General features: G+C 39.4%; 4 protein-coding genes. All 4 read right to left on the reverse strand.

Translation table 11 applies throughout. The features are described 5' to 3' along the window. Positions 1-1,447: sulfatase family protein (locus AC1DPQ_RS15060; RefSeq protein WP_477610028.1), on the reverse strand; the 1,447-nt coding region annotated here is incomplete at its 3' end. A gap of 465 nt (positions 1,448-1,912) precedes the next feature. After that, a complete protein-coding gene (locus tag AC1DPQ_RS15065) occupies positions 1,913-3,184 on the reverse strand; it encodes a glycoside hydrolase family 88 protein (RefSeq protein WP_477584500.1) in 1,272 nt (423 codons plus the stop codon). A gap of 154 nt (positions 3,185-3,338) precedes the next feature. After that, the gene (locus tag AC1DPQ_RS15070) at positions 3,339-4,385 is read right to left on the reverse strand and encodes a hypothetical protein (protein ID WP_477610030.1); all 1,047 of its coding nucleotides are present in this window, start codon (positions 4,383-4,385) and stop codon (positions 3,339-3,341) included. Between the two features lie 182 nt (positions 4,386-4,567). Then, positions 4,568-5,959 carry an alpha-L-fucosidase gene (locus AC1DPQ_RS15075; protein ID WP_477579436.1) on the reverse strand — a complete coding sequence of 464 codons (1,392 nt, stop codon included), beginning with the start codon at positions 5,957-5,959 and terminating at the stop codon, positions 4,568-4,570. Positions 5,960-6,066 lie beyond the last annotated feature (107 nt).

A 6,066-nucleotide genomic window follows, 5' to 3' on the forward strand; every position in this document is an offset into this window, starting at 1 on the left:
ACACAAACCCATCATTTGTTTTCTGTAGCCACTCCTGAAGTTTTGGACGAAGTTTTTTAACCTGTTCGCTATTTCTATCATATTGATTATCAAGCTCAAAAGGATCATTCTTTAAATCAAACAAATAGCCAATTACATGATCCCCTTTTCTCTCATAGGCGAGTTTATAGCGGTCAGTGCGTAGCCCCCTGAAGCCGGAACTATTTGGTTTACTATAGGCAATACCGCCCATAATAAATTGTTCTGTGGGTATGCTGCCCTTCCTGTTCAGCAAATAGGAAGCATAACTTTTTCCGTCAACAGTGTTTGGAATTGAATTTTTGTTACCTGTTAAGTCAAGCAGTGTTGGATAAACATCAGGCATACTTAACAGGAGCTTATTATCGATGCCTGGCATAATTTTCCCTTTCCAGTAGATAATAAAAGGAACACGCAGTGATTCTTCGTAAATATTATTCTTTGAAACTTCATCATGTTTGCCCAAACAGTTACCATGATCGGCAGTAATGACAACAATGGTATTTTCCAGCAGCTTTTTATCCTTTAGGGAACGGATTATACGTCCGATCTGATCATCAACACCGGTCATATTTGCATAATAGTTTTTGATGTTTTTACGGTATTCCTCTCCCATTGGGCTGCCTGCAGGTGGGATATTGGGATCATGCAGCAGCGAATCAAGTGAGATATTTTGATAAAGGGCCGTGTATTTTTCTGGCACCATATCATATGGCGAATGTGGCGGATTGATGGAAACGACCAACGAAAAAGGAGCCTTTTCTTTTCTTATCTTTTGTTTATTGTCAAAAAAATCTATGGCTTTATCTGCCTCATGCTCTGGCCCCCATTGGTTTACATAATGAAAGCTGTCGCGGGGATCTTTAGTATCCCAGTACATCGGTCGCAAGTGGTAATCGTATGTACCATAAGCATACCAGTAATCGAAACCATGTCTCTTTTCTGGAGGTGTCCATTCGTTCCAGGCTAATTTCTCAGTGTTGTTGGCGGTAGGAATATAGGGTTTGTGCGGAGAATCTAAATGCCATTTACCGATGTAACCATTGGCGTATCCACCTGCTTTTAACACGTCAGACCAGCATACGATTTCGCGTGGAAGTTCCACCCCATATGGAGCCGACCCGGAGTTGACATTGGCATATACCTTATTTTTAAAAGAATAAGTCCCGGTAAACAGCATCGCCCTAGATGGCGAACAGACTGGATTGTTGGCCACCATTTGACCAACCGTTAAACTCTCTCTGGCAAATGCATCAATATTGGGTGTTTTTACTTTTTCCTTGCCTAAATATCCTAGTGCCTGACCACGCCACTGGTCAACCAGAATGATGACAACATTCGGCTTTTTGCGCTGAGCAAAACTTAGGTATGGAAAGACCAATAGCAGCCCTAGCAATTGAAACAATATGTATATTTTCTTTATTATCATTATCTTTTTCTTTAAACTAAATAATCTGTGTTTTACAGTTTCCGCATTCAGCTAATCTATAAGAAGATCAATACTATTCTTTAATGCCATCGACTAAAGTCTTATGAATTTATGCATACGCCTGAACATTTTCTAATATGCATAGTTTTAATAAATGGAGAAATAGCGAGATAACCATCGTTTTGTTATAAAAAGTCTAGGAGCACGCCATCCAACGGCTCCATAACTATCCCAAAAGCCTGTCACATCACGACAAGTTTATTTTTCTACGTATCCATTCAATCATCCTACAATCGGGGCTATTTTCAAAATATAGCATATCACCGCTAAAAAACAGCATAAAATATGGTCTGTATCTACCTCCTTCCAGCAGCCTAACGCTACTCAATTTAAGGATTATAGGTAGCAATAATTAGCTTAAAAGGCTGTTTCTGGGGCTTATACCAGACAACAGCCTTAAAGTGCTTATTCTTTTATTTTTTGGTACCTCAATAAGGCTTCCATAAAATAATAGTCAGCATATATCAACGGAACATCGATCTCAGAATTATGTGGATAGCTACCTACACAGTGTTTTAATATAAAACCAGAATTGCTGCCCGGCTTAGCCAGATATGTACTATCAGACAATGATTGTAACATTTGTTCAGCGGGTTTGAAATACTTTTTGCTATCCTTAGAAAAAGTACTCAGCTCTATTAAGGCAGAGGCTACAAGAGCGCCCGCAGAAGCATCGCGAGGGATATAAGAAAGTTTTCTTGACTCATAGTCCCAATCTGGAGTAAAGCCTTTCTGCCCCTCGTTAAAGTCCCAGTTAGGAATTTTATCTTTTGGCAGGTTTGGATTGTTCAGGTAAAAATCAGCTGCCTTTTGTGCAGCTTCCAGAAAGCGTTTATCTTTGGTTTCTCTGTACATCATCGTAAAGCCGTAAATGGCCCAGCCCTGCCCTCTAGACCATGTAGAATTATCTGCATAGCCCTGATTGGTCTGCCTGTGCAATACTTTACCATTTGCACTATAATCAACCACGTGATAGGTGCTAAAATCGGGTCTAAAATGGTTCTTCATCGTATTTAAAGCATGGCTGATGGCCGCATTTTTATACTTAGGGTTACCCGTAATTTTAGATACATAACAAAGCAGCTCCAGGTTCATCATATTATCAATAATAACCGGATATTTCCAGGTGGTTTTCTTGTCCCACGATTTTTTTTCATTCCATGATTTGATCAGCCCTACTTTAGGATCGAAACGGGTTAAAGCCGACTCTGCTGATTGGATCAGGATTTTCCGGTATTGATCCAATTTTTTGGGATCTTTCTCAAACTTCATTGCATTGCCATAAGAGCAGTACATTACAAATCCTATATCGTGGTGTTGAGTTAAAAATTGTGCTTGCTCCAAGGCCTCTGTCCATTTGGTTGCTGCAGCTTTCCATTCCGGATTTTTAGTATATTCATAAATATACCACAGATTTCCAGCAAAAAAGCCTTGTGTCCAATCCTTAATATCGGTACTTTTTAAAGAACGGTCTTGATTTATGGTACGTGGAAAACGGGTTAAGTCTGTTGAGGTTTTCAGCAGTTCTCTATACTGTTTTTCGGCAACGGTAAAATCATCTTTTATCAACTCACTTTTTGGCGAAAGCCATAGAAAAGCTGAAAGTACGACCATCATTGTTAACGTACATACCAGTACAAAACTATAGTGCTTAATGTTAAAAGAGGTTTGTTTCATTTTTATTTGGTTTGTTTAATTTTAAGTTGAGCTCATGGCATTTTGGCCAGAAAATACGGAAAGTCTTCCCTTCCCGATCCCGAAGCTTATAGATAATGGTCAATACGTTACCCCCTCCGCAAATGCAGATGAAATAAGCCATAAATACGATGCATTATAAATCTGTCTTTAGGTAATAATTGCCCGTTGTGATCGGTAAATCTTTCTTTGCGATCATTCCCTTATATATATTCCCTGTAGCCACAACAGCGCCCCTGTTATCAGCGGTTGGATAGGTCATACTCGAATCATGTGAGTAGCCCACCATATGGCCGATCTCATGTACAGCAACAAAACAGATGTCGAGGGTCAGGTAGTCTCTTAACACATGGTTAGCCACGCCAAAGGTCGACCCACCGCCCAGGCCGGAAACATTTACCACTACGCCGCAGTTGAATTCTGGTATATCTATTATCTTTTTAAATGCTTCCTGCTTTTGCTCCGCAGTTAATGCTACCTTATTGTTACCAGTAATCGGTTCAGCCAAAAATGCTGTCTGGGTTTGTTCTGCCTGAAACAGATAGGCCAGGTTGATGATAAGCCCAGAGAACCGGCGCACATCCTTGGCATCAATATTTTCCTTCCAGTTATTGTTAGGATCATCATTGCCATCAAAATCTTGGTATTTAATTTTCCATTTCAGTTTAGACAGACTCTTCAGCTTTTTGATCAGATCTGAATCACCGGTAAAATCAAACGATACTTTGTCTGTTGGGATACCAGTGGTTTTATATTGCGCAAGATCTATTTCCGCCCCATCGACATCAAGAAACTTCGTTCCCCCTTCGATGAATGGATATTTGATCTGTTGAGCAGCATGTGCCCTGATTTTCCCGATCTTGAACAGCTTTACCGGTTTTGACTGTCCCTGTATGGTTAAAAGTATAGTGGCATCTGCGATATCAACAGGTGCAAAATTCGCCACTTCAATAGTGGTCGCATTTATAGCTTTTACCCGCAGTACCTTGCCAATTTCATAACGCCTGGCCTCGGAAGTAAGGAGTTCCATAGATTCACCATCCTTGAACATCAGACTGGAATTGCTATCGTTATCAAAATTATACCCAACTGTTGTTACAGGATCTGGAAGGGGTGGCGTTGGTCTTTCCTTTTTACAGCTGAAAAACGAAATGGTGAATAATAGAAAGATGAGTTTTTTCATAACAGATAGTTGATTTTATTCTTTTTTTAGGTAATTCTTTATTACAAATATTCAATTTCTTTACTGCGATGAGGGGGCAAAATTTGGTTTAAAAAGGGTGACTAATCTGCTTTTAGCATTATTCATATCTTTGCGCCCTGTAAGACTAAAGCCTATTGCAACTAGAATTGTTGTTCTTTTCACTAGATTGTAACTTTAAATACATATACAGGTATTCCTACTGGCAGTTTTTTAGGCACAGCGATATATAGGTGATCCGTTTTCTGTTTCCAAACTATAGGTTTTTTAGCGCCCAAAAGTTGTATAGACTTAATGGACTCCATTCCTGCTTTCAAGCTTTTAATGGTTAGATCTGGAGCTGTCCAACTACATGCATAGATATAAATGCTATGACCTTTTTTTGCAAAATAGATATCTGGATTAATTGTTTTAATGGTATTGTCGTTATCTGTATCTACTAAATCTGAAGTTTTCTTTAGCTTTTCATTTGTGGTTTTAGAAACTACTTCATTGGAAATAGTATATGGCTGTGTACCATAGATCGCCTCTTGATTTGTTCTCATCCATTGCCCTATCGCATTGAGATTCCCCAAACATTGAGTGGGTAATTCTCCTTTTCCATCTGGGTTTACGTTGAGCAAGAAGTTTCCGCCTTTGCAGGTAATTTCTACCAACTGCCTAACAATCAATTCAGGAGATTTCCATGCGTTATCATATTTGTTGTAACTCCAATGTCCGCTCATCGTAATACAAGCTTCCCAAGGCTTGGTTATTTTTGTGGCTGAGATCTGCTGTTCAGATACAAGGTAATCTCCAAGTCCATTGCCTATACGGCTATTGATAATGCAATTGGGCTGTAATTTTCTAATGAATGCCTCCAATTCAACACTCTGTGGCTTACTAATTAGCTCAGGGGTATCAAACCAAATAATGCCAATTGGTCCGTAATTCGTTAACAGTTCTTTAATTTGGGGTTTTACTTTACGCTCTAAATACCTGGCCAAATCCTTAGCATCTTCATTCGGGTAGTCCCATGTATTGCTCCTTCCTGCTTTTACTGGCCAATTAGTGGGCACATCAGGATCTTCCCAGTCGCGTCCGAGCGAATAGTACAGCCCTAGTTTCATTCCGTATTTTTTACATGCTGCAGCAAGTTCCATTATTGGGTCGCGACCCCATTTTGTAGTTTTAACAATATTATAATCACTTGCCTTAGAGTTATACATGGCATACCCGTCATGATGTTTACTGGTAAACACTACATACTTCATTCCAGCTGCCTTAGCGGCCTTAACCCAAGTTTCTGCATTAAATTTAGTGGGATTAAAATCATCAGCTATTTTAGCATACTCCTTAAGTGGAATACGTTCGTGCAGCATAAAATGTTCATATCCTTTTGCAGGTCTGCCCTTCCAATCGCCGGCTGTAACAGAATATAAGCCCCAATGCACAAACATACCGAACTTAGCCTCTTTCCACCAATCCATGTGTGTCGCATAATTAGCGGGCTGTTGTGCAAATAAAGTTCCACTCAGCAAAAGAAAGAACAAACTGATATTAAAAAATTGTTTCATATAATAAGTTTTTATATTGGATTTTTATCACAAAATCATCATTCGCTTTTTCCACCCATTGTGCCAGTTTTGGACGAAGAAGCTTATCCTGCTCACTGTCTTTACTG

This window comes from Pedobacter sp. 01T416_2 (assembly GCF_056398925.1).

Excerpts from the sequence above, each read along its gene's own strand:
- AC1DPQ_RS15065 (WP_477584500.1), bottom strand. The coding sequence starts at position 3,184 with ATGAAACAAACCTCTTTTAACATTAAGCACTATAGTTTTGTACTGGTA.
- AC1DPQ_RS15070 (WP_477610030.1), bottom strand. The coding sequence starts at position 4,385 with ATGAAAAAACTCATCTTTCTATTATTCACCATTTCGTTTTTCAGCTGT.
- AC1DPQ_RS15075 (WP_477579436.1), bottom strand. The coding sequence starts at position 5,959 with ATGAAACAATTTTTTAATATCAGTTTGTTCTTTCTTTTGCTGAGTGGA.